Source organism: Shinella sp. 838, assembly GCF_029623935.1.
GTDB lineage: Bacteria > Pseudomonadota > Alphaproteobacteria > Rhizobiales > Rhizobiaceae > Shinella.
Map to the genome: position 1 here is coordinate 24,720 of NZ_JARSBQ010000013.1, position 22,030 is coordinate 46,749.

20 protein-coding genes are annotated in these 22,030 nt (G+C 64.3%); 17 read left to right on the plus strand and 3 right to left on the minus strand.

Annotated elements, in window-relative coordinates:
- The first annotated feature begins 31 nt into the window (after window positions 1–31).
- Together P9A16_RS28035 and P9A16_RS28040 are read left to right on the plus strand one after the other, a co-directional pair.
- Window positions 32–1,363 carry an MFS transporter gene (locus P9A16_RS28035; RefSeq protein ID WP_023513461.1) on the plus strand — a complete coding sequence of 444 codons (1,332 nt, stop codon included), beginning with the start codon at window positions 32–34 and terminating at the stop codon, window positions 1,361–1,363.
- Window positions 1,364–1,507: 144 nt separating this feature from the next.
- A complete protein-coding gene (locus P9A16_RS28040; protein WP_024270082.1) occupies window positions 1,508–2,011 on the plus strand; it encodes a hypothetical protein in 504 nt (167 codons plus the stop codon).
- Between the two features lie 126 nt (window positions 2,012–2,137).
- On the opposite strand, the gene P9A16_RS28045 is transcribed toward P9A16_RS28040, so the two are convergent.
- The gene (locus tag P9A16_RS28045) at window positions 2,138–4,513 is read right to left on the minus strand and encodes a pyruvate dehydrogenase E1 component AceE (RefSeq protein ID WP_023516495.1); all 2,376 of its coding nucleotides are present in this window, start codon (window positions 4,511–4,513) and stop codon (window positions 2,138–2,140) included.
- 132 nt (window positions 4,514–4,645) lie between these two features.
- On the opposite strand from P9A16_RS28045, the gene P9A16_RS28050 reads away from it, so the two are divergent.
- Window positions 4,646–5,140 carry an Lrp/AsnC family transcriptional regulator gene (locus tag P9A16_RS28050; protein ID WP_023516494.1) on the plus strand — a complete coding sequence of 165 codons (495 nt, stop codon included), beginning with the start codon at window positions 4,646–4,648 and terminating at the stop codon, window positions 5,138–5,140.
- Between the two features lie 24 nt (window positions 5,141–5,164).
- Here P9A16_RS28050 and P9A16_RS28055 read toward each other — a convergent pair whose 3' ends face one another.
- The gene (locus tag P9A16_RS28055; RefSeq protein ID WP_023516493.1) at window positions 5,165–5,893 is read right to left on the minus strand and encodes a FadR/GntR family transcriptional regulator; all 729 of its coding nucleotides are present in this window, start codon (window positions 5,891–5,893) and stop codon (window positions 5,165–5,167) included.
- A 210-nt stretch (window positions 5,894–6,103) separates the two neighbouring features.
- Here P9A16_RS28055 and P9A16_RS28060 point away from each other — a divergent pair, with 210 nt between their 5' ends.
- From P9A16_RS28060 to P9A16_RS28100, 9 genes are all read left to right on the plus strand, one after another.
- Complete coding sequence (locus P9A16_RS28060) at window positions 6,104–7,468, plus strand: ABC transporter substrate-binding protein (RefSeq protein WP_278026256.1); 1,365 nt, start codon at window positions 6,104–6,106, stop codon at window positions 7,466–7,468.
- Window positions 7,469–7,529: 61 nt separating this feature from the next.
- Window positions 7,530–8,435: a carbohydrate ABC transporter permease gene (locus P9A16_RS28065; RefSeq protein WP_023516491.1), complete on the plus strand. Its 906-nt coding sequence runs from the start codon at window positions 7,530–7,532 to the stop codon at window positions 8,433–8,435.
- The gene (locus P9A16_RS28070) at window positions 8,432–9,250 is read left to right on the plus strand and encodes a carbohydrate ABC transporter permease (protein WP_023516490.1); all 819 of its coding nucleotides are present in this window, start codon (window positions 8,432–8,434) and stop codon (window positions 9,248–9,250) included. Before P9A16_RS28065 ends, P9A16_RS28070 begins: the two co-directional genes overlap by 4 nt.
- A 1-nt stretch (window position 9,251) precedes the next feature.
- Window positions 9,252–10,316, plus strand: coding sequence for an ABC transporter ATP-binding protein (locus P9A16_RS28075; RefSeq protein ID WP_278026257.1), 1,065 nt, complete (start codon window positions 9,252–9,254; stop codon window positions 10,314–10,316).
- Window positions 10,313–11,461 carry a galactonate dehydratase gene (gene dgoD, locus P9A16_RS28080; RefSeq protein WP_023516488.1) on the plus strand — a complete coding sequence of 383 codons (1,149 nt, stop codon included), beginning with the start codon at window positions 10,313–10,315 and terminating at the stop codon, window positions 11,459–11,461. The genes P9A16_RS28075 and dgoD overlap by 4 nt, the downstream gene beginning before the upstream one ends.
- A 1-nt stretch (window position 11,462) precedes the next feature.
- The gene (locus P9A16_RS28085) at window positions 11,463–13,076 is read left to right on the plus strand and encodes a GMC family oxidoreductase (RefSeq protein ID WP_037405388.1); all 1,614 of its coding nucleotides are present in this window, start codon (window positions 11,463–11,465) and stop codon (window positions 13,074–13,076) included.
- Window positions 13,073–13,981 carry a dihydrodipicolinate synthase family protein gene (locus P9A16_RS28090; protein ID WP_023512805.1) on the plus strand — a complete coding sequence of 303 codons (909 nt, stop codon included), beginning with the start codon at window positions 13,073–13,075 and terminating at the stop codon, window positions 13,979–13,981. Before P9A16_RS28085 ends, P9A16_RS28090 begins: the two co-directional genes overlap by 4 nt.
- Window positions 13,978–14,871, plus strand: a complete 894-nt coding sequence (locus P9A16_RS28095) for a hypothetical protein (protein WP_023512804.1) — start codon at window positions 13,978–13,980, stop codon at window positions 14,869–14,871. Before P9A16_RS28090 ends, P9A16_RS28095 begins: the two co-directional genes overlap by 4 nt.
- Window position 14,872: 1 nt before the next feature.
- A complete protein-coding gene (locus tag P9A16_RS28100; protein WP_023512803.1) occupies window positions 14,873–15,640 on the plus strand; it encodes an SDR family NAD(P)-dependent oxidoreductase in 768 nt (255 codons plus the stop codon).
- On the opposite strand, the gene P9A16_RS28105 is transcribed toward P9A16_RS28100, so the two are convergent.
- Entirely contained in the window at window positions 15,627–16,670 is a 1,044-nt protein-coding gene (locus P9A16_RS28105; RefSeq protein ID WP_023512802.1) for an AraC family transcriptional regulator, read from the minus strand. The two genes, P9A16_RS28100 and P9A16_RS28105, sit on opposite strands and share 14 nt — an antisense overlap.
- A gap of 219 nt (window positions 16,671–16,889) precedes the next feature.
- Between P9A16_RS28105 and P9A16_RS28110 the strand changes: the two genes are divergently transcribed.
- The 5 genes from P9A16_RS28110 to P9A16_RS28130 are packed head-to-tail and all read left to right on the plus strand — an operon-like array spanning window position 16,890 to window position 22,029.
- A complete protein-coding gene (locus P9A16_RS28110) occupies window positions 16,890–17,696 on the plus strand; it encodes a sugar phosphate isomerase/epimerase family protein (protein WP_051758582.1) in 807 nt (268 codons plus the stop codon).
- Between the two features lie 7 nt (window positions 17,697–17,703).
- The gene (locus tag P9A16_RS28115) at window positions 17,704–18,552 is read left to right on the plus strand and encodes a sugar phosphate isomerase/epimerase family protein (RefSeq protein WP_023512800.1); all 849 of its coding nucleotides are present in this window, start codon (window positions 17,704–17,706) and stop codon (window positions 18,550–18,552) included.
- The gene (locus tag P9A16_RS28120; protein ID WP_024270084.1) at window positions 18,549–20,063 is read left to right on the plus strand and encodes a sugar ABC transporter ATP-binding protein; all 1,515 of its coding nucleotides are present in this window, start codon (window positions 18,549–18,551) and stop codon (window positions 20,061–20,063) included. Before P9A16_RS28115 ends, P9A16_RS28120 begins: the two co-directional genes overlap by 4 nt.
- Complete coding sequence (locus P9A16_RS28125) at window positions 20,060–21,040, plus strand: ABC transporter permease (protein WP_023517441.1); 981 nt, start codon at window positions 20,060–20,062, stop codon at window positions 21,038–21,040. Before P9A16_RS28120 ends, P9A16_RS28125 begins: the two co-directional genes overlap by 4 nt.
- The gene (locus P9A16_RS28130; RefSeq protein ID WP_024270085.1) at window positions 21,037–22,029 is read left to right on the plus strand and encodes an ABC transporter permease; all 993 of its coding nucleotides are present in this window, start codon (window positions 21,037–21,039) and stop codon (window positions 22,027–22,029) included. Before P9A16_RS28125 ends, P9A16_RS28130 begins: the two co-directional genes overlap by 4 nt.
- The last annotated feature ends 1 nt before the right edge of the window (window position 22,030 follow it).

A 22,030-nucleotide genomic window follows, 5' to 3' on the forward strand; every position in this document is an offset into this window, starting at 1 on the left:
ACATTTCAACCGCACTCTGGGAGGGGTGACCATGCGCAAGATCGATGTGAACGAGGCGATCGACAAGGCTCGCTTCGGCAGTTTTCAATGGACGGTGGTGGTGCTCTGCGCGCTGCTGCTGATCGCCGACGGCTATGACGTCTTCATCGCCGGCACGGTGTTGCCGACGCTGATCAAGGAATGGGGGCTGAGCAAACCTCAGGCCGGTGCGCTGCAGGCCTGGGCACTGTTCGGCATGATGTTCGGCGCGCTGATCTTCGGACCGCTCGCCGACAAGATCGGGCGCAAGAAGGGCATTGCGATCAGCTTCGTGCTGTTCACGGTCTCGACGCTGCTGACGGGCTTTGCCGCCTCGCCGGGCGAATTCACGGTCTATCGTTTCTTCGCAGGCCTCGGCTGTGGCGGCCTCATGCCGAATGTCGTCGCCCTCATGAACGAATATGCGCCGAAACGGCTGCGCAGCACGATGGTGGCGTTGATGTTTTCCGGCTACTCGGTCGGCGGCATGGTCGCCGCAAGCCTCGGCATCTGGATGATCCCGCAATATGGCTGGCAGCCGATGTTCTTCGTCGCCGCCGTTCCCTTGCTGATCCTGCCTCTCATCCTGTGGAAACTGCCGGAATCGCTCGGCTTCCTGCTGCGCCAGGGCCGGCAGGACGAGGCCCGGCGCATCTATGCCCGCATCGAAACGGGAGACCGCCTGACGAGCGACGACACGCTCGTCTTCACGGAGACAAAAGGCGCCGCCGCATCGGTCGCGGAACTCTTCCGCCACCAGCGGGCAACGCGGACAGTTCTGCTCTGGGCCGCCTTCTTCTGCTGCCTTCTGCTCGTCTATCTGCTTTCCTCCTGGCTGCCGAAGGTCATGCAGGAAGCCGGCTATGCGGAAAAGGCCAGCCTGATGACCCTCTTCTCGCTCAACTTCGGCGGCATGGCCGGGGCGATTGCCGGCGGCTGGCTCGGTGACCGGTTCGGCCTGCCGAAGGTGGTAATCGGATACTTCGCCGCGGCCACGCTGTCGATCGCGCTCGTCGGTTTCGGCCTGCCGGTAACACTGCTGTTCCTTGTGGTCTTCATCGCCGGTGCCACCACGATCGGCACGCAGATCCTGCTCTATGCCAGCGTCGCCCAGCTCTACAACCTCTCGGTCCGCTCCACCGGCCTTGGTTGGGCATCCGGCGTCGGCCGCATCGGTGCCATTGTCGGGCCGACGCTTGGCGGCATGCTGCTGGCAAAGGAACTGCCCTTGCAGCAGAACTTCCTGATCTTTGCCGTACCGGCAGCGATCTCGACACTTGCCATGCTGGCCTTCGCCTTCAGCCATGCACGCCGCGCGGAGGCGGCCACGCTCGTCACGGCCTAAGCGCAGATGGGCTCACGAGGATAAAGACGGTTGGTCGGAGGATCCTCTCCGGGTCAACCACACAGGCACGGCGGCGTTTTCACGCCGCCGTGCCTGTGTTAGGGAGCGCAGCACTTCGACCGGAATTTTAAAGGTGAGCCTTCCATGAACGCTGCGCTGTACGCAGACTATGTCACCGACCTGAGAGGTCTGTTTACGGAGCTGGATCGCCATCCCGAACGCTTCCAGACTTTCAGCGCTCATCTGGAGCTGGCGGTGGCAGGCGGCCTCGTCGTCTATGAAACGGCGCGTCGCAAGGGCCAGACCGATAGCCTCTATTACGGCCGCCCCGCCGGTGCCGGCACAAACCAGCAGATGTTGCAAGCCTCGGCCTTTGCCGCCATCGATCGGTTCTTTGCTCTCGGCCAGTTCGTTGCGCTCACCGGCGACAGCAACGAAGGCAAAGGCACACTGGATACGCAGTATCCGCATTGCGCCATCCGTTTTTCCTACCGCCGGAAGGGTCATCCGGCTGCCCGCGCCATGCTCATGGTCTTTGTCGGCTTCAACGACGATGCGGATGCCATGCACTATGTCGCCGGCCACGCCCCGTCGCTCTTTGTTGCCGAGCGGCCTTACCGAACGGAGCGGGCACACGAATGGACCTGACAAGGGCCCGCCTCACACGACGGATCCCCTCGATGTGTTGAGGGCGGCACCGCGCAGAAGGATCTTCGGCGCCGCACAAACCCTGCAAAGGCTGCCGGCAGCCCGCAGGGGCTGCCGTACTCCGTTTCAGCCCGCGGTCCGGAAGGAACGCGCCGCATCCACGATGGCATGTGTATCGATGCCGAAATGCGCATAGAGATCGGCAATCGTGCCCGTCTGGCCGAAATGCTCGACACCGAGCGAAACCGTACGGTTCCCTTCCACCGCGCCAAGCCAGGCGAGCGTCGCCGGATGGCCATCGGTGGCGGTGATGAGGCCCGCATCGCGCGGAACGGTGGAAAGCAGCGTCTCGATATGGCTGCGGGCGCTGGCATCCCCCTGGCGGCGGGCGCGCTGCGCCGCCGTCCAGCCGGCATTGAGCCTGTCGGCGGATGTCACCGCCAGCACCGAAACATCGCCATGCGTCTCGGCGAGACGCCCGGCCGCCATCAAGACTTCCGGCGCGATGCACCCCTGATAGGCAAGCACGATGCAGGTGCGTGCCGAAGGCGGACGCAGCCAGTAGGCGCCGTCGATCACGCCTTGCCGGAAGGCCGGATCCTCGCGACGAAGCGCGATCTGCTCCAGCGGCCGCGTCGTCAGGCGCAGATAGACAGATCCGCCGGTCTCGTCGCGAAGCCAGGTGCGCCTGTCGTGCGTGCCGTCGCCGTCGCGCTGCATGTAGTCGAAGGACCAGTCCATGATGACGGACAGCTCGTCGAGGAAAGCCGGCTCGAAGCTTGCCAACCCGTCCTGGCTCATGCCGATGAGCTGAGAGCCGATCGACTGGTGCGCTCCGCCTTCCGGCGCCAGCGTCACGCCGGACGGCGTACCGATGATCATGAAGCGGGCATCCTGGTAGCAGGCATAGTTCAACGCGTCGAGGCCACGTGCAACGAAGGGATCGTAGACCGTGCCGATGGGCAGCAGCCGCTCGCCGAACAGCGAATGCGACAGGCCGGCCGCACCGAGCAGCAGGAACAGGTTCATCTCGGCAATGCCGAGCTCGATATGCTGCCCTGCCGGACCGAACTCCCATTTCTGCGCCGAGGGCACGCGCTCGTCCCGGAAGGTGTCAGCCATCCGCTCACGGGCGAAAAGGCCGCGGCGGTTGACCCAGGGCCCGAGATTCGTGGAAACCGTCACATCCGGCGCCGTGGTGACGATACGTGCCGAAAGGGCATCGTCACGCTTGGCGATCGCATCGAGGATCCTGCCGAAACCGGCCTGCGTCGACAATTCGCGGTCATCGAGGAAAACCGGGCCGGAGGAAGGCACGGCAGGGGAGGTGAAGCGTCGCGCACCCTTGGCGAAGAACGGCACCGTCTTCAGGAACGTGCGTACGTGGGCAGGCGAGGGGATTGCCCCGAACGTCTCCCACTCCGTACCCGGCACGACACCGACGCGCTCCTGGAACGTCTCCATCTGCGCCTTGGTCATCAGGCCGGCATGATTGTCCTTGTGGCCGGCAAGCGGCGTGCCCCAGCCCTTGATCGTATAGGCGAGAAAGACGGTCGGCCGGTCGTGATCGATACTCTCGAACGTATCGATCAGCGTTTCGAGGCAATGGCCGCCAAGGTTGCCCATGAGATCGGAAAGCACGGTGTCGCTGCGCGCCGCCAAGAGGTCGGCGACACCCGGCTGCATGCCGATCTCGTCGGTGAGACGCTTGCGCCATGCAGCCCCGCCCTGAAAAGTCAGCGCGGAATAGAGCTGGTTTGGACAACGGTCGATCCAGTCGCGCAACGCCTCGCCGCCCGGTTCCCGGAAGGCGGCCTGCTGGAGCGCGCCGTATTTCAGCACCTTCACATCCCAGCCGAAAGCGGTGAAAATGCCTTCAATGCGCTGCCACAGGCCTTCATGCACCACACCGTCCAGGCTCTGCCTGTTGTAGTCGATCACCCACCAGGTGTTGCGCAGATCGTGTTTCCAGCCTTCCTGCAGGCATTCATAGATGTTGCCCTCGTCGAGCTCCGCATCGCCAACCAGCGCGATCATGCGCCCGCCGGGCTGCGTCCTCGCCCAAGGCTTGGCGGCAATGTAGTCCTGCACGATCGAGGCAAAGGCGGTGATCGCCACGCCAAGCCCGACGGAACCGGTGGAAAAATCGACGTCGTCGATGTCCTTGGTGCGGCTGGGATAGGATTGCGCGCCGCCGAACCCACGGAAATTCTCGAGTTTTTCGCGTGTCTGGTTGCCCATCAGATACTGGATGGCATGGAAGACCGGCGAGGCATGCGGCTTGACGGCAACACGGTCCTCCGGCCGCAGCACATGGAAGTAGAGTGCCGTCATGATCGAGGCGAGCGAGGCCGAGGAAGCCTGGTGGCCGCCGACCTTCACCTCGCCCTTTTCGCGCAGGTGGTTGGCATTGTGGATCATCCAGCAGGCATGCCACAGCACCTGCCGCTCCAGGTCCTTCAGGCATTCCAGCTGCGCTGGCGTCAAGGCCGCCTCGTTCATGCTCGTCTCACTCCCCGTCCTCAAATGACCAGGAATGCTACACCGGCACAAACGGGAAAACTGACCGCAGTTGACCGGCAACCACGAAATTGCGAAACAGAATTCCGATAACTCCTCTTTCTGCGGTCAGTCATGCCGATTTCCAAACCAGGCCTCGATGCGGCCTCCATCCGCATCCTCGATCTCCTGCAGCAGAATGCCGAAATGAGCATTTCGGAACTGGCGGAGGCAACGGGCCTGTCGGCCTCGCCCTGCTGGCGGCGGGTCAACGACCTCAAGGAAAACGGCGTCATCAAGGGTTCGGTCGCGCTGGTCGATGCACAGGCGCTGGGGCTGGCGGTCAATGTCTTCGTGCAGGTTTCGCTGAAACAGCAGGACCGGGAATCGCTCGACGTCTTCAACGCCGCCATCCGCACCAAGCCGGAAATCGTCGAGTGCTACCTGATGACCGGGGAAGCGGACTACATGCTTCGCGTGGTGGTCGAGGACCTGATGAAATTCCAGGCCCTCGTCGTCGACTTCCTCACGCTCATCCCTGGTGTCGCCAATATTCGCTCGAGTTTCGCGCTCAGTCAGATCAAGTATACGACGGCGCTTCCGACTGGCCACCTCAAAGGGCGGCCCTGAGCGGCGAGGACTCCTCCGTCCGGCTCAGGACGGGATGATCTCGTGGGTCTGCTGCGCCTCCGTCAGCAGCGCGACCATCTCCGCCTCCGCCGAGGCCTCATCGCGCGCGAAGACCGCGTCCGCAACCCGCTTGTGGCGCCGGATCCAGCGGTCATCCTCCTCGCTCGTGGCCCGTAGGCCTGCGTGGAAGAGGTGGCGCAGGCCGACCGAAATCAGCTCGCCGAGCGAGAAGAAGAGGCGATTTCCCGACGCGCGCAGGATGGCGATGTGGAAGGCGACATCCTGCTCGACCCGGTCGTTCTCGTCGAGATAGGTCGCCATGCCGCGCAGCGCGCGCCGGACCGTCGCTTCATTGGCCTGATCGTGGTTGCGCGCCGCCATACGCGCCGCCTTCGGCTCGATCGCCATGCGCAGAGCATAGAGGTCCGAGATCGCCTTTTCCGCCTGGTTTGCATCCTGCAGCGCCCAGTCGAGCACCAGAGAATCCATCATGTTCCACCGTTCGGTGGACCGTACGACGACGCCGATCTTGGGTTTGCCTTCGATCAGGCCCTTTGAGCTCAGGATTTTCAGGGCTTCACGCGTCGCGGTACGCGAGGCGCTGAAGGTCTGGCCGATATCGGTCTCGCTGCCGATCACCGCACCCGGCTTGTAGTGCCCGGAAACGATACGTTTTCCCATGGTGGTGACGATCGTCTCGTGGACGCTGGCCGATGCTGCGTCCGGCGTCTCTATCTCGTGCTGCTGCGTCAAACCTTGCCCCCGCCGTCTCTTGTTCCTGCTGGAATAGCGGAAATGATCCCGACGCGCAAACAGTCGCACACAAAATCCAATAGTACTACACTTGACACAAACAATAGTATCGATATGTTCGCGCCATCGTGAGCGAGGCCGGAGGAGCCCGATCCCAGCCCTATGGGATCCAAACGTCGCGGCCACACCGGATCTGAAGAGGAGGAGAGCATGATGAACAGAGAGACACGCCTGAGCCGGCGCCAACTGATGACTGGCGCCGCGGCGGCGGCCTTCGGGCTGACCGTCGCGCCGCGGCTGAGCTTCGCGCAGACGGCAGAAGAAGCGCGCGCAGGTTTTGCCGGCGCCGATGTCGACTGGATGGCCTTCAAGGGCGAAAGCCTGACGATCGAGGCGATGACGCATCCATGGAGCGCGGCGATCGAGCCCCTGCTGCCACTCTTCACCGAGCTGACCGGCATTTCCGTCAAGCTGAACACCCAGTCCGAGACGGAATACACCTCACAGATGCCAATCAAGCTCGGCGCCAAGTCGGCCGAGCCCGATGTGATGATGATCCACGCGCTCGGCCAGTTCGTCTCCGCCGGCTGGGCTGAGCCGCTCGACGCCTATTATGCCGACAAGGCACTGTTCGATGCCGCCTGGTACGATCAGGACGACATCTTCGCCATGGCACGCGACTTCCCCGCCCAGACAGACGGGCAGAACTATTCGATGTCGATCACCGCCGAGGCGCAGACGCTGTTTGCCAACAAGGCGATGCTCGGCGAGGCCGGCCTTGCCGTTCCCGCGACGATGGACGACCTTCTCGCTACGGCACTGAAGCTGAAGACCGACACCGTAGCGGGTATCGCGATGCGCGCGAAGTCCGACAGCTCCGCCGGTCCCTGGACCTGCGGCGGCTTCGTCTTCTCCTATGGCGGCGAGATCATCGACGGGGAAGGGCGCTGCGTGCTCGACAGCGATGCGGCAATTGCCGGCGTCGAGATGTATGGCCGCCTGCTGCGCGAGGCGGGACCGATCGGCGTCGGCAATTATCACTGGTACGAAGCCCTGAACGACTTTTCCAGCGGCGCCGCGGCGCTCGGCTGCGGCAGCTCGAACTTCGCCACCGACATTTCCAATCCGGAAAAGAGCCTGGTGGCGGGCGATGCGGTCTATGCTGCTTTGCCGCGTGCCGGCGAACACCCCATCAAGCCGAACATCTGGGCCTGGCAGGCCGGCATCAACGCCTATTCGAAGAAGAAGAAGGCGGCGTTCCTGCTCCTCAGCTTCCTCAACTCCAAACCGGGTTGCCTGATAAGTGCTGCCGGCGGGCTCGCCACCGTGCGCAATTCCGCCTGGAAGAGCGAGGCGTTCCAGAAGCGCTTCGGTGCCGAGGCATCGGCAGCCGCCCTCCTCAACCTCAACTCCGGTGACGCCAAAATCTTCAAGGCGGCCTGGTTCCACAAGAAGTCCAGCGAGATCCTCGATCCCTTCGCCGTGGCGATCAACCAGGTCGTCACCGGCCAGGCCGACGCCAGGGCTGCGCTTACCGCGGCCACGACAAAGATCAATGCTGCCCTCAAGGGCTGACACGGATTTCAAGCCCCCCGAGCGTTTCGGTCGGGGGGCTCCCGATCAGAAAGGCAGGCCCGTGCCCCTCCGCCAGACCACAATCCAACGCGCCGAGCGCAGCTTCATCCTGTGGATGCTTGCGCCGGCGACGATCCTCATGCTGTCGCTGACGCTCGTCCCCTTCCTCGTCAGCGTCTATCTCTCCTTCACCGACTATTCGCTGACCGCGCCGGACACGATCAACTGGGTCGGCCTCAAGAACTATTCCGACCTGCTCTCTTCCGCCGACTTCTGGGATGCCGCACGCATAACGGCGATCTTCACCATCGTCGCGGTCGGCATCGAGACGGTGCTGGGCGTCGGCATCGCTGCCCTTTTGCATCACGAGGTCCGGCAGGCGTCGTGGCTGCGCGTCATCTATCTCCTGCCGATGGCGATCACCCCGATTGCCGCCACCTTCACCTTCCGGCTGATGTTCAACCCCACGCAGGGTGTGTTGAACTACATGCTCGGCCTGATGGGCGTTTCTCCCAGCGCCTGGACGGCCGCGCCCGAGACTGCGCTCCTGTCGCTCATCCTCGTCGACGTCTGGCAATGGACGCCCTTCATCCTGCTCATCGTGATGGGCGGCATGGCAGCGCTGCCGCCGGAGCCGGAAGAGGCGAGCCAGATGGACGGCGCCGGCCCGTTCCGCACCTTCTTCCTCATCACCCTGCCGCGGCTGAAGCCCTATCTCGCCCTCGCCCTGCTGTTCCGGCTGATCGATGCCTTCAAGACCTTCGACATCATCTTCGTCCTGACCGGCGGCGGGCCGGGCGTCGCCACGCGCACGCTGAACCTGCTCGCCTACAAATACGGCATCGAGTTCCTGTCGATGGGCTACGCCTCGGCACTGGCCATCGTCATGCTCGTCTTCACCCTTGTGGCAGGCCAGGTTTTCCTTCGCCGGCTCGGCCTGTTCGACCTGAAGGATTACGCGCCATGAAGCTGTTCACCTCCGTCTGGCTGCGCCGGCTGATCCTCTACGTCTTCGCGATCTGGTGCATATTTCCGCTCTACTGGATCTTCATGACCGCGCTGAAGACGCCGATCCAGGCTATGGCTCGACCACCGCTCTTCCTGTTCGAGCCGACCTTCGCCAATTTCGCCAAGGTCATCGGCAACCCGGACATCTGGGCCTATTTCGCCTCTTCGACGATCGTGGCGGCCGGCTCCAGCCTGCTGACGCTCGCGCTTGGCGCACCGGCCGCCTACATCCTCGCGCGATACTCCTTCCGCGGGCGCGGCGATTTCGGCTTCTGGCTGCTCTCCTCGCGCATGACGCCGCCCGTCGCCATGCTGATCCCGTTCTTCGTGCTCTACTACCAACTCGGTCTGCTCGATACGCATCTGGGTCTGATCCTCGCCCATGTCACGCTCAACCTGTCGATCGTGGTCTGGCTGCTGCGCGGCTTCTTCTCCGAACTGCCCCGCGAGATCGAGGAGGCGGCAAGCCTCGACGGCGACAACCATTTCCAGGTTTTCACCCGTATCACCCTGCCGCTCGCCATGCCCGGGCTCATCTCGGTCGGCATCCTGATCTTCCTCCTCTCGTGGAACGAGTTCCTCTTCGCACTGGTGCTGGGGGATTCGGCGGTGCGCACCGTGCCGGTCGGCCTCTATGGCTTCATCGGCTACCAGACGATCGCCTGGGCAGAGCTTTCGGCTTCCGCCAGCCTGCTCATCATCCCCATCATCCTCTTCATCCTTGTCTTCCAGCGCCACCTCATCCGTGGCCTGACCATGGGGGCCTATCGCTGACATGACCGAAATCACGCTTCAATCCATCACCAAGAGCTGGGGTGCGCTGACCGCACTGAAGCCCATCGATCTCCATATCCCCCACGGCGAGTTCCTCGTCCTGCTCGGCCCCTCAGGCTGCGGCAAGACAACGACCATGCGCATCATCGCCGGGCTGGAGACCGCCTCCACCGGCACTGTGCTGAAGGACGGCGCCGACATCACCAACCGCCTGCCGCGCGAACGCAACATGGCGATGGTGTTCCAGAACTACGCGCTCTATCCGCATATGAAAGTGCTGGACAATGTCGCCTATCCGCTGCGCGCCCGCGGCATGGCTAAGGCCGAGCGGGAAAAGACCGCCCTTGCCGCACTGGAGAAAGTGGGCCTTGCACCCTATGCGAACCGGCTGCCGAAGAACCTCTCGGGCGGCCAGCGCCAACGCGTAGCACTCGCCCGTGCGCTCGTGCGCTCGCCGGATGTCTTCCTGATGGACGAGCCGCTGTCGAACCTCGACGCCAAGCTGCGCGGCGCGATGCGGGCCGAGATCAAGCACATCCAGCGCGAGACCGGCATCACGACCATCTACGTCACCCACGACCAGATCGAGGCTATGACGCTGGCCGACCGCGTGATCATCATGGAGGCCGGCGAAATCCGCCAGATCGGCACGCCGGACCAGATCTACGACGATCCCGACAACCTGTTCGTCGCCGGCTTCCTCGGCTCGCCGCCGATGAACTTCATTCCCGGCGACATCCAGGGCGGTGCCTTCCGCTCCGGCAAGGCCAGCATCGCGGCGGCGGGCATAGCCGACGCGAAAGAAGCCCAGCTCGGCATTCGCGCCGAGGACATCACGGTCGCCGCCGAGGGCGAGGCGGGTGACCTCACGGTCACCGTCTATTCCGTGAAGCCGACGGGCGATGCGACGCTTGTCGTCGCCGACCACGGCAAGGGCCGGCTGGTGCTCAAGGCCGACAAGCACTTCCGTCCGGAGATCGGCGCCACCGTCCACCTCCGGCTCTCCTCCAATGGCATCCGTTACTTCGACAGCGCATCCGGCGCCCGGCTGAGGACTTCCCAATGAAAATCACCAAACTCGAAACCTTCGTCGTCGCCCCGCGCTGGCTGTTCCTCAAGGTTTCCACGGACGAGGGCATTTCCGGTTGGGGCGAGCCGGTGCTCGAGGGTCATGCGGAAACGCTGGCGGCGAAGATACGCGAGTTGGAAACCATTCTCATTGGCCGCGATCCACTGCTGATCGAAGACACCTGGCAGATGATCTACCGCAACGGCTGCTACCGCGGCGGCCCCGTCCTGATGAGCGCCATGTCGGGCGTCGACATGGCGCTGTGGGACATCAAGGGCAAGGCCTTCGGCCAGCCGGTGCATGCGCTAATGGGCGGCAAGGTGCGCGACAGGGTGCGCACCTATCGCTGGATCGGCGGCGACCGGCCCGACAATCTCGTCGCCGATGCGACAGCGCTTATCGAGGCCGGTTATGACGCGTGCAAGCTGAATGCGACCGAGGAGGTGCAGTTCCTCGACAGCTACGCCAAGATCGACCGGATCGTCGCCAAGCTCGGCGAACTGCGCGATGCGGTCGGCACCCGCATGGATCTCGCCTTCGACTTCCACGGCCGCCTGCATGCGCCTATGGCAAAAATCCTGCTGAAGGAAATCGAGCCGCTCCGGCCGATGTTCATCGAGGATGCGGTGGTCTCGGCTCAGGTCGACCACATGGCGGACCTTGCGCGCACCACGTCCATTCCCCTCGTCATCGGTGAGCGCCTGCACAGCCGCTATGATTTCCGCGCCGTCTTCGAAAAGCGCGCGGCCGGCATCATCAATCCGGATACGGCCCATGTCGGCGGCATCTCCGAAATGGTTCGTATCGGCCATATGGCGGAAAGCTACGACATCGCCATGGCACCCCATTGCCCGCTCGGGCCGATCGCGCTGGCCGCCAGCCTCCAGGTCGATGCGATCTGCTACAACGCTGTCATCCAGGAGCAGTCCCTCGGCATCCACTACAACAAGGGCGGCGACCTCAACGACTACCTGAAGCCGGAAAGCCGCTTCAAGATCGAAGCCGGCTTCCTGCCGATCCCGATGGGTCCCGGTCTCGGCATCGACGTGGACGAGGACATGGTGCGCGCCCGCGCCGTGGAAGGTCACGCCTGGCGGGCGCCGGTCTGGCGCCATGCGGACGGCTCGATTGCGGAATGGTGAGATGACGGACTTCGACTACATCATCGTCGGCGGCGGCTCCTCCGGCTGCGTGACCGCGGCAAAACTGGTTGGCGAACATGGCGCCCGCGTCGCACTCATCGAGGAAGGGCCGTCGAACCGCCATCCGCTGCTGCGCATGCCGGCCGGCTTCGTGAAGATGCTGAAGGGCAGCAAATACCTGACCTTCCACAAGACGGAACCGCAACCGCAGCTCGACGGCCGGTCGCACGACCTGCCGCAGGGCCGCGTGCTCGGCGGCGGCTCGACCGTCAACGCCATGGTCTACATGCGTGGCCGGCGGTCCGACTACGACGAATGGAACCGCATGACGGAGGCCGGCCCCAACGGCATCGGCTGGGATTGGGACGATATCCTGCCACACTACCGCCGGCAGGAAGGCAACCAGTCGCTCGCCGGCCCTGCGCATGGGACGGACGGGCCGCTGACGGTCTCCAACCCGCGCCATATCGCCGAAATCTCCCATGTCTTCGTCAAGACGCTACAGGAGATGGGCCTGCCGCTGCGCAACGATTTCAACGACGGCACGCAGGCCGGCGTCGGCTACATGCAGACGACGATCGGCGGCGCCCGCCGCTGCGGGGCGGTCGAGGCCTTCATCGAGCCCGTGGCCACCAATCCGAAACTGACCGTCATGACCGGCGTGCGCGTCCTGCGTCTCCTCATAGAAGGCGGCAGGGCAGTGGGCGTCGAAATCGCCGAAGGCGGCCAGATCCGCAAGCTCCATGCGGCAAACGACGTCATCCTCACAGCCGGAGCCTTCGGCACGCCGAAAATCCTGATGCTCTCGGGCATCGGCCCGGCACGCGACCTGCGCCGACACGGCATCGCCGTCGAGGCGGACCTTGCCGGCGTCGGCGAGAACCTGATGGACCACCACGAGGTTCCGCTGGTCGCTGCCACCCATGAAAAGCTCGGCTATTACGGCGAGGACCGCGGCCTGCGCATGCTCCGCAATGGCCTTCAATACATGCTGTTCGGCTCCGGCCCCGTTTCGACGAACGGCTGCGAGACCTGCGCCTTCATCAATCCTCTCGACCCCGCGGGCGAGCCGATGATCCAGTTCTACTGCGTCCCGACCGTCTATCTCGACCGCGACGTCATGGGTGTCGCGCCCACGGACGGCGTCACGCTCAACTCCTGCCTGCTGCAGCCGAAGGCGCGCGGCACGGTGCGCCTTCGCTCGGCCGATCCGGCAGCCCTGCCGATGATCAACTCCAATTATCTCGGCCATGAGGACGATATCCGCCACGAGATCGCCGGCCTGCGCTTTGCCCGCGAGGTGCTGAAAACCGGGCCGATGGCGAAGGTGATCAAGGGTGAGATTTTCCCCGGTGAGGCCTTCCGCTCCGATGCCGAGCTGCTTGCCCATTGCAAGCGCACGGTCAAGACCAATTACCACCCCTGCGGCACCGCCCGCATGGGAGCCGAGGACGATCCGCTCGCCGTGCTGACGCCGGACCTGCGCGTCAAGGGCATCGAGGGCCTGCGCGTCTTCGACGTTTCCATGATGCCCCGCATTACCAGCGGAAACACCAACGCGCCCGCCATGGCGGTCGCAGATCGCGGCGTTGACATCATGATGGGTGCAGCATGACAAGAACCAACATTCACGACGGCGTCTACGCCGTGCTCTTTGCCCTGTTCGACGCGCAAGAGGCGCTCGATCACGGTGCGATGAAGGCGCAGGTCGAGTACTGCGTCGAGACCGGTTGCCACGGCATCACCGTGCTGGGACTGGCGACCGAGGTGCTCAAGCTCACCTTCGCCGAACGCTGCGCACTGGTCGAAACGACAGCACGCGCCAATGCGGGCCGGTTGCCGTTTTCGGTGACTATCGCCGGCAATTCGGTGGGCGAGCAGGTGGAGCTTGCAGCCTGCGCAGCAGCCGCAGGCGCGGACTGGCTCATCCTCCAGCCCCCGATGGTCGGCAGCTATGGCGCGGATGTCTATCTCGACTTTTTCGCCCGTGTCGCGACATCGACCGCGCTGCCCGTCGCCGTGCAGAACGCACCGCAATATCTCGGCCGCGCCCTTTCCGGCGAAGACCTCGTCCGCCTGAAGCAACGGGCTTCCAACCTTGCCGCCGTGAAAGCCGAGGACGCGGCGCTCGGCCTGGCCCGCATCATCGACGTGGCGGGCGACAGCCTTGCGGTCGTCGGCGGGCGGGGCGGGCTGGAAATGACCGATGCCCTTCGCATCGGTTGCCGCGGTTTCGTGCTCGCGCCCGACATCGCACCGGTCGCGGCCCGTATCCTCGACCTGTGGCAAGCGGACCGCCACGTGGAGGCCGAGGCGCTCTATGCCGCAGCGCTTCCCGCCGCCACCTTCGTCATGCAGTCGCTCGAACATCTCATCACCTACGGCAAGCGCATCCTCGGCGAAAATGCCGGTATCGCGATCCACGACCGAGCCCCGTGTCTGCCCGTCCAGCCCGTCGGGCTGTCGATCGCCCGGCAATGGTCAGAAACCCTTTCCCGTCTGCAACAGGAGCGGCCATGAGCGGCATCGTCCTCGACAATGGAACCCTTCGCCTGCGCCTCGAGCCTGATTTCGGCGGACGGGTAAGCGAACTCACCGATCTTACGACCGGCCGCAACTGGCTGGTTCCGGGGCCTGCAGTCGGCTCGCCCGCCCAGGATGCGACCTTTGGCGTCGAACAGGCACGCGGCTGGGACGAATGTTTTCCCTCCGCCGCGGCATGCGAGGTGAGCGCCTGGCCGATGACGCTTCGCGACCACGGCGAATTCTGGGGCCGCCAGGTCGACATGGAAGCGACGGACGAAAGCATCACGACAACCGGCCGGGCCGGCCCGCTCAGTTTCCAGCGTACCCTCACGCTCGATGGCGACCACCTCTCCCTCGTCTATCGCACCTCGAACGAAGGTTCGCTTGCGATGCCCTATCTGTGGTCCCAGCATCTTCTCATCGCACCGGAAGAGGGCGACCGGCTCCACCTGCCGGGTATCGAAGCCCTGGACGCGGCCTTCCTCAGCCACAACGGGCACCTTCTTGCAAAGGGCCCCGTCAGCTTCCCGGACCCGGGCCGGGATGGCCTACCAGCCCTTGACCGGATCCATCCCCTGAAAACCCGTTTCGCCGCAAAATTCTTTGCCTCCCTGGAAGGGCAGGCCGAGGCGCGTGTCGTCGGAGATCGCGGAACCTTCACTCTGCGCTGGAATGCGGAGGCTGCCGGGCATCTCGGCCTCTGGCTGGATTATGGCGGCTGGCCTGCCGAGGCGCCCGTCAGCCAGATTTCCCTCGCCCCCACCACGGCACCGATGGAGAGCCTTGCCGATGCGGTCGCCGGCGGCAAGGCCGTTTGGCTCCAGCCGGGCGAAACGCGGGAATGGAGCCTATCCATCAGCATCGCAGCGGCAAGGGAGCACTGACATGTCAGAGACGATCTATCCGGACCTCGAAGGTGCGTCCGTCTTCATCACCGGCGGCGGCTCGGGCATCGGCGCCGCCCTCACCGAGGGCTTCCTCCGGCAGGGCGCGCGGGTCGCCTTCTGCCAGCGCTCCGACGCCACCGCCTTCTGCGCCGCGATGGAGCAGAAGACCGGTCGGCGCCCTCTGTTCCTGCCGGCCGACATCAGCGATCTCGCCTCCCTGGAACAGGCGCTGGCTGCCGCCGCACAGGTTCACGGCCCGATCACCGCCCTCGTCAACAATGCCGCCAACGATCAGCGGCACGATACGCTCGCGGTCGACGAGATTTTCTGGGAACAGGCGATGGCCATCAACCTGAAGGCCTATTTCTTCGCCTGCCGGGCCGTGCTTCCAGGCATGAAGGCGATGAACGGCGGCGCCATCGTGAATTTCACCTCGATAAGCTACATGATGGGCAACGCCGGCTATCCCGTCTATGTGACTGCAAATTCCGGCATCAACGGCATGACGCGGGCACTCGCCCGGGAGTTCGGCCCGAACCGGATCCGCGTCAACGCGCTGGCGCCGGGCTGGGTGCTGACCGACAAGCAGAAGGAGAAATGGGTCACCCCCGAGGCGCTTTCGGCCCATCTCGACCGTCAGTGCCTCAAGGACATGCTGGCGCCGGAGGATATTGTTGGCGGCTGCCTGTTCCTCTCTTCGTCGGCGAGCCGCATGATGACCGGTCAGGCCCTCGTCATCGACGGCGGTGTCGTCACCACCGGCTAGTTGCCATTGCACCCTGCTGGCGCGGCGTCTCCATCGGGGAGAAGCCGAAGCGCTTCTTGTAGCAGGTGGCGAAATACTGGCTGGAGGAAAAGCCGCAGTCATAGGCAACATTGGTGACGGATTGCTGGCCGCTCTCCAGGAGCTGCCGGGCAGCATTGAGCCGCAGCATCTGCAGGTAGCGCACCGGCGTCATGTTGGTCAGCACCTGGCAGTGCTGGGTGAACTGGGTGCGCGAAAGGTTGCACTCCGCTGCCATGTTCTCCAGCGTCCAGTCCTCCTCCAGCGCATGCCGAAGCCGCTTCAGGAAAATCTCCACCGTACGCTTGGAGCTTGCAAGCGCAAGATCGAGCACGGGCGCCTCGTTCTCCAGCATCTGGCGGAACTGCAGCAACATCATCGAGATCAGCAGGCGCAGTCGCGCCTCGCCGCCCTCGATATCACCCCCGGCGACCACGTCATGGATATCCAGGAAGGTGCGGGCAACCTCGCGTGACGCAAGGTAGGAGATCTGCTCGTTTTTCGACAGGAGCTCGCTCAGCCGCTTGCGGTCCCGCTCCGGCCAGCCGATCCAGTCAGGCCAGAGCCAGGTCTCGTGCGGCCGACGCACACCCATATCCATCAGCACCCAGATGATGTGGCTGGCACCAATGGTCGGGTCGCCGAGCGCATGGAGCTGCCACGGCCGCACCACGAACATCTGCCCCTCGTTGATCACCGTCTTGCGGCCATCCATCGTTATCGCAAGCGAGCCGCGCGCGAGATAGGCGATCTTGACGCCCTCGTTGCAATGCTCGCGCAGCCCCCAGTCCTGCGGCGTCGTCGCGTCCCAGCCACCGACCGAACAGACCTGCGGCAGCGCCTCGCCAAGATCGGTTCCGGGGTAACCGCGGCGCGTCCAGGCATTGAGTGCGACCTGCCCGGCAAGCGAGGCCTTCATCAGGTCCTGGCAATTTCCGGCATAGAGCAGGGCGCCCGGCTCGCGGAAAACTGCCGGCCGATTGACGGCCCGTTCGTTGCTGGCCTTGCTCATGGCTTCCCTCGGTATGTTTAAAATTTACCAGTCGTCCATTTCGAACGCCGGAAGCGATTTATTGCGCAATGCTGTGCCATCATCAAGCGTTAAACCGAGGCGCTGGTGATTTGCCATTGAAACTCAATGGTATGGAGGAAGAATCGGGAGGACAGGCCAGTGCGGATAGGGTTCCACACGGACGCATTCAACTCGGCCTATTGGTCGTTCGAAAAATGCTTGCAGTGGGCGAGCGACAATGATGTGCACTTCATCGAGTGTGGCCTGATCGATGGCGTGAGCTGGATCCACGGCCTCGGCTACCAGCCCCATGTCGCCCTCTATGAGGACCCGGTTCTGCTGCGCCGGAAGATGGAACAATATGATGTGCGCTTCTCCCAGGTCGATGCCGCCTATCCGCTCTCCGGCGCGGACGGCCCGCTCCGGGGCGTGCCCTATGTACTGAAATCGATCGCCTGGGCCGCGCAAGCCGGCAGTCCCTGCGTCGACACGACCGATGGCCTGCATATGCCGCCCGGGCTTACCGAAGAGGAAGCGATGGCGCTCATGAAGCGCAGCTACGAGGCGATCATCGAGGTCGCCGAAGCGCACGAGATCGTCGTCAACATCGAACCGCACGGCCATTTCACGACACGTCCCGAATTCATGGCACGCATGCTTTCCTTCGTGGATTCCCCATGGCTGCGCATGAACATGGATACCGGCAACACCTTCATCGCCGGCCAGGAGCCGGCGGAGTTCCTGCCGCTCTTCATCGACAAAGTCAGCCACGTTCATGTGAAGGATGTGTCGCAATCGTTGGCGGCAGCCGCGCGCGGAGGGCAGACGGGCATCGCGGTCAGCCATTGCGCGCTCGGCGACGGGGTCAATGCCGACAATATCAGGGCCTGCCTCGCCCAGTTGCGGGATCATGGATATGCCGGCGTTCTCAGTCTCGAATGCGAGGGGGCGGCGGGGCCGATGATCGAAAAATCACTGTCCTGGATTCGCGTAACCTGCCGCGACCTCGGCATCACATTGCATTGAGCATCTCATGAAACTTGGCATCAATCTCCTTTGCCTGACCGATTTCGTCGAGGACAGGCACCTAGCAAGCATCAGACGCTTGCAGGATCTCGGTTATGACGGCGTCGAAATCCCTGTCCTCAAGGGCGACGTCGCACATTACGAACGTCTCGGCCGGGAACTGGACGCCCTGGGCCTTGGCCGGTCGACCACATCGATCGTGCCGACGCCGGAGGCCAACCCCGTCAGCCCCGATGCCGAAATACGGGCGCGCGGCCTCACCCATCTCGACTGGGCGCTGGATTGCGCCATCGCGCTCGGCGCCGAAAGCATGGGCGGCCCGTTCCACGCGCCGATCGGCGTCTTCACCGGGAACGGCCCCAGCGAGGACGAGTTGAAATACGGGGCGGACGCACACCGCGCGCTGGCCGAGCGGGCAGCAGCCCACGGCATGCATCTCAGCCTCGAGCCGCTGAACCGCTTCGAAACCTACTATCTCAACACGATGGAGCAGGCGCACGCCTACGTCGATCGGGTCGGGCATCCCGCCTTCAGGATCATGTACGACACCTTTCACGCCAATGTGGAGGAAAGCCGACCGGAGGCGGCGATCCGTCTGATCGGTCGCGACATCGGCGTCTTCCATGTATCGGAGAACGACCGTGGCATCCCCGGGCGCGGGCACATAGACTTTCCCGCTATGTTCAGGGTGTTGAAGGAGATCGGGTATGACGGCTGGCTGACCCTGGAGGCATTCGGCGCGGGTCTGCCAGCCATCGCGACGGCAACCCGCGTCTGGCGGCCGCTGTTTCCCGACTTCGAGACGCTTTTCAGCGAAAGCGCAACGTTCATCCGCAAGACATGGGCAGCAGCATGAACCAGAACGTCCCTGCCATCGAGATGCGCGGCATCACCAAGAGCTTTCCCGGCGTGAAGGCGCTGAAAGGCGTCAGTTTCCTCGCCCGTTCCCGCGAGGTCCATGCCCTTGCCGGCGAAAACGGTGCCGGCAAGTCGACATTGATGAAGATCCTCTCCGGCCTCTACCGGCCGGATGACGGCGCTGTCGTCGTGGCGGGCGAGGAACGGCATTTCCTCCATCCGCTGGAAGCCATCCGCGCGGGCATCGCCGTCATCTATCAGGAATTCTCCCTGCTTCCGGAACGCACCGTCGCGCAGAACATCTTCCTCGGCCGGGAGCCGACCCGTCGCGGCTTCATCGACATCGGGGCGATGAACGGGGAGGCGCGGCGCGTGCTGGCGCTGTTCGGCTCGGCACACCGCATCGAGCCCGACACGATCGTGGCCGATCTCGATGTTGCGAGCCAGCAACTCGTCGAGATCGCCAAGGCTGTGTCGCTCGAAGCGCGGGTCATCGTGATGGACGAGCCGACCGCAGCGCTCAACGAGGCAGAATGCGAGGTGCTGTTCGATCTCGTCGATACGCTGAAGGACCGTGGCGTCGCAATCATCTACATCACCCATCGCATGCGCGAAATCACCCGGCTTGCCGATCGCGTGACCGTGCTCAAGGACGGCGAGACGGCGGCGAGCTTCGACCATGTACCGGAACCCGACACGATCGTACGCACCATGGTCGGCCGCGATATCGGCGACTTCTATGCAGAACCGGCAAGGCCGGAGGAAATCGGCGACATCGTGCTCTCCGTACGCAATGCCGGGAATGATCGGCTGAAGAACATCTCCTTCGCGCTACGCGCCGGCGAGATCGTCGGCTTTGCCGGTCTGCAGGGGGCAGGGCGGGTGGCACTCGCCCAGGCGATCTTCGGCCTTGCCCCCTTTGCCGAGGGCGAAGTCGTGTTTGCCGGAAAGCCGGCCCGCTTCACAAATCCGCGCGATGCGATCCGCGCCGGCATCGGCCTTCTGCCCGGCGACCGCAAGGCCGAAGCGCTCCTCCTGATGCAGTCGGTTACCGACAACGGCATGCTGACGGCACGCGCGCTTTCCGGCCTCGCCGGCAATGCCGATGCGACGCCGTTCGTCTCCACCGGGGCGATGGAAACACTGATGCGTGATCTCGACGTGCGTGCCGGCAGCCTTTCCCAGGACATCAAGGCGCTCTCCGGCGGCAACCAGCAGAAGGCCATCGTGGCACGCTGGCTGGCACTCGCGCCCCGACTGTTGATCTTCATCGAGCCGACACGCGGCATCGACGTCAACGCAAAGGCCGGCATCTACCATGTCATGCGAAACCTCGCCCGCAAGGGGGCGGCGATCATGATGGTCTCGTCCGACCTGCCGGAAGTGTTGGGCGTTGCCGACCGCATTCTCGTCATGCGCGCCGGCGAACTCGTTGCCGGCTTTGCCCGCGGGGTGACGGAAGCCGATGTCATGCTCGCCGCAACAGGCGAAGAGGCGGTGGCGGCATGAGCACGGCAAGCGTCACAAAGCGCCCGGCCTGGCGCATGGAACGGTACGCCCCGGCGCTGCTGCTGGGCGTGGCGCTTCTCGTCTATGTCGCGATCGCGCTCGGCCTCGGCCTGACGCGTTTCCTGACGCCCGAGGCCGGCATTGCGATCCTCAATCGATCCATCGCACTGGGCATCACCGCCGTTGGCCAGACCTTCGCCATCCTCGTCGGCTCGATCGACCTGTCAGTGGCGCACCTGATCTCCGCCTCGGCCGTCGTCGCCTCGGCCATCATGAACGGCGATCCGGCCATGATGCTGCCGGCCGTCCTCGCCGTTCTCGCAATGGGCGTGCTGGTCGGCACGCTGAACGGGCTGCTGATCACCCGGCTGGAGGTCAACCCGCTGATCGCCACGCTTGGCATGGCGCTCATCATCCAGGGCTGCCTTGCCTCCTTCCATGGGCGCTTCGGCGGCTCCGTACCGAATGCATTCCAGATTTTCGCCTATGGCACGGTGCTCGGCCTGCCGGTCGGCCTGCTCGTGCTGGCGCTTCTCGTCGTTGCGGCTTGGGCGATGCTGCGGTTCACCCGCTTCGGTTCCAACATCTATTCGGTCGGCGGCAACCGGGATACGGCACGCGCCGCCGGAATCAAGACGACCCGGGTGGTGATGGCCAGCCACATCATCTGCAGTCTCTGCGCTTCCCTGGCCGGCCTCTATCTCGCCAGCCGCCTCAAGTCTGGTTCGCCCTGGATCGGCACGGAGGGCGCCTACGACCTCGAGTCGATTGCGGTCGTCGTCATCGGCGGAACAATCCTCTCCGGCGGCAAGGGCGGGATCTGGGGCACCGTTGCCGGCGTCATCGTCTTCTCGCTGATCGACTCCATCTTCAATCTCGCCGGGGTCGACGCCTTCGCCAAGCAGGTCATGCGCGGCATCATCATCGTTGCGGCCGTCGCCTTCTACGCCGTGCGCTCCAAGAGGATAGTGGCATGATCCAGGATACCGCCGGCCCGGCAAGGACAGGTGGCGGCGCGCGCCTGCCGAAGATCAATCCCGTCTTCTTCGTGCTCGCGGCGCTCATCGTCGCCATCACGCTGTCGAACCCGAATTTCGTCGAGCCTACAGGCTACATGAACTTCCTGAAGCGCGCGGCCCCGCTCGCCATCCTCGCCGCAGGGCAGATCTACGTCATTGTTTCCGGCGGCTTCGACCTCTCCGTCGGTTCGCTGATCACGCTGACCGTGGTCGGTTCGTCCATGCTGCTCAACAACAATGCCGATGCGACCTGGTGGGTCATCCCGGTCATGTACGCCATCGGACTTGCCGTCGGCGTGGTGAACGGCCTCGTCGTCAGCTTTCTGCGGGTGCCCTCGCTGATCGCGACGCTCGGCATGATGATCACGCTGAACGGGGCGGCCTTCATGTGGTCGAGCGGTTCACCGCGCGGCTATCTGCCGGAAACGTTCCGCTTCTTCGGGCGCACCAACATCCAGGGCATTCCGCTCATCCAGTTCCTGCCCATCGCGCTGCTTGTGTTGCTGGCCTTCGGGCTCTGCCTGTTCTGGCTCATGCACCGCACCAGCCTCGGCCGCATGCTGCACGCGATCGGCGACAACCCGCGGGCAGCGCAGATGTCGGGTGTTCCATTGGAACGGGTCCGGATCATCGCCTTCGTCGTCTCGTCGCTGAGCGCGGTGACGGCCGGCATCCTGCTGGGCGGTTTCGCCGGTGTCTCGACCGATGTCGGCGTCGGCTACGAATTGCAGGCGATCACCGCCTGCGTCATCGGCGGGGCGCAGCTTCTTGGCGGGCGCGGCTCGGTGCCGGCCTCGATTGCCGGCGCGCTGACACTGACGGCCATCTTCACGCTGCTCAATTTCATCGGCTTGCCGAAGCCGATGCGCGACGTGGTGCAGGGCGTGATCCTGATCGTCGCCGTCGTGCTTGCCACCTACCGGCGCAACCGCGCCGGCGGGACCTGAT